Consider the following 1467-nt stretch of genomic DNA (forward strand, 5'->3'; position numbering starts at 1 on the left):
AGGAGGTGGCATGAAAGATGCCGCGCCCGTTGAGAGAACGGATCAGTGAGATGCGGGTAATGATCGAGGGACAGTCACACTTCCAGCCTTTCGGCTTATCCTGTTGGGGTTTCGTAGATCTCAACAAGGGAGTTGGAAGCATGACTGCCTCTTATGATTACCATATCGGCGTCGATTACCACAAATCCTACAGCCACCTGGTGGTCCAGGACAGTAGCGGCAAGACGCTGCGCTCCGGCCGGGTTAAAAACGATCGCCAGTCGCTTGGCGGGTTCCTTGAACGCTACCGCGAGAACTCGCATGCGGTCATCGAGGCGACGCGCAACTGGATGGTGATGTATGATTGGCTCGACGACATTTGTGATGATGTCGTTCTCGCCCACCCGTTGAAGGTCAAGGCGATCGCCGACGCCAAGATCAAGACCGACAAGATCGATGCGACGGTACTGGCGCATCTGCTGCGGGCCGACCTGGTGCCGGAGGCTTGGGCACCCAGCGAAAAATCTCGGGAACTTCGCGTCGCGCTGCGCGAACGGATGTTTTACGTACGGCTGCGCACGATGACCAAGAACCGGATCGTCACGGTGTTTGACCGGTATCCGGAGCAAACAGCCCAGCTGAAGAAGCTCGGCGACCTGTTTGGCAAGGCCGGCCGCATCCAGCTTGCCGAAGTGAACGTCTCGGACATTGACCGTATCCAGATCGACCGCGGCCTCGCGTTCATCGGCGACATCAACGAGCGGATCAAGCAGTCGGAAACGACGATCCGGGCGATGACCAAGGCCAATGCCAATGTGAAGCTGTTGAAGACGATCCCCGGCATTGGCGAGTTCTTCGCCCGGCTGATCGATGCCGAGATCGACGACGTCAGCCGCTTCCGCAATGCCAAGAAGTTTGCTGCCTACGCCGGGCTTGTGCCATCGACCTATTCCTCCGGTGGCAAGACTTATCACGGCAAGATCATCAAGCAGGGCAACAAGTGGCTGCGCTGGGCCTTCGTCGAGGCGGTCGCGCCTGCCATCGCGAGCGATGCGCAGCTTCGCGCCCAGTATGAACAATTGAAGATCAGAGGAACAAACAAGGCGCGGGTTGCCATCGCGCGCAAGCTTTTGACGATCGCCTTCCAGATTCTGCGTGACCAGCGCGCTTACGAGCCGCGCGGCACCACCACCACGGAAGGCGCGTCGACGATATCCCGGTTGTCCTGATGATTTGCTAGCGAGCCCGGCAACGCCGGACTGCGCTCTTACAGGAGAATGGGAAACCGGGAGCCGAACGCCACTCTGTGACCGAAGCCAAGAAGGCATCAGGGTCACGAATTGGAGAATGGTTCGAGAACCGAAGGACACCTTGTCCTGCGGAAAAAAAGACTCTGCCGATCGGCGCCGACGCCGGTCAAAACACAACCAGAACCCAAGGAAACGCCGCCAACGCTGGTGTTTTATCCCTTGTGTTCTTTCATTGGAG

1 protein-coding gene and 1 pseudogene are annotated in these 1467 nt (G+C 58.3%); both read left to right on the forward strand.

Annotation, left to right across the window (positions count from 1 at the left end; translation table 11 throughout):
• The first annotated feature begins 140 nt into the window (after positions 1 to 140).
• Positions 141 to 1208 carry an IS110 family transposase gene (locus tag ACCD05_RS31645; RefSeq protein WP_112974540.1) on the forward strand — a complete coding sequence of 356 codons (1068 nt, stop codon included), beginning with the start codon at positions 141 to 143 and terminating at the stop codon, positions 1206 to 1208.
• Between the two features lie 77 nt (positions 1209 to 1285).
• Positions 1286 to 1467: pseudogene (locus tag ACCD05_RS31650) on the forward strand (hypothetical protein); the annotation flags it as partial.

The organism is Rhizobium sp. Rhizsp42 (assembly GCF_047304155.1).
Taxonomy (GTDB): domain Bacteria; phylum Pseudomonadota; class Alphaproteobacteria; order Rhizobiales; family Rhizobiaceae; genus Rhizobium.

Bases quoted from the DNA above. Each gene is read 5' to 3' on its own strand.
- ACCD05_RS31645 (WP_112974540.1), top strand. From the start codon at position 141: ATGACTGCCTCTTATGATTACCATATCGGCGTCGATTACCACAAATCC.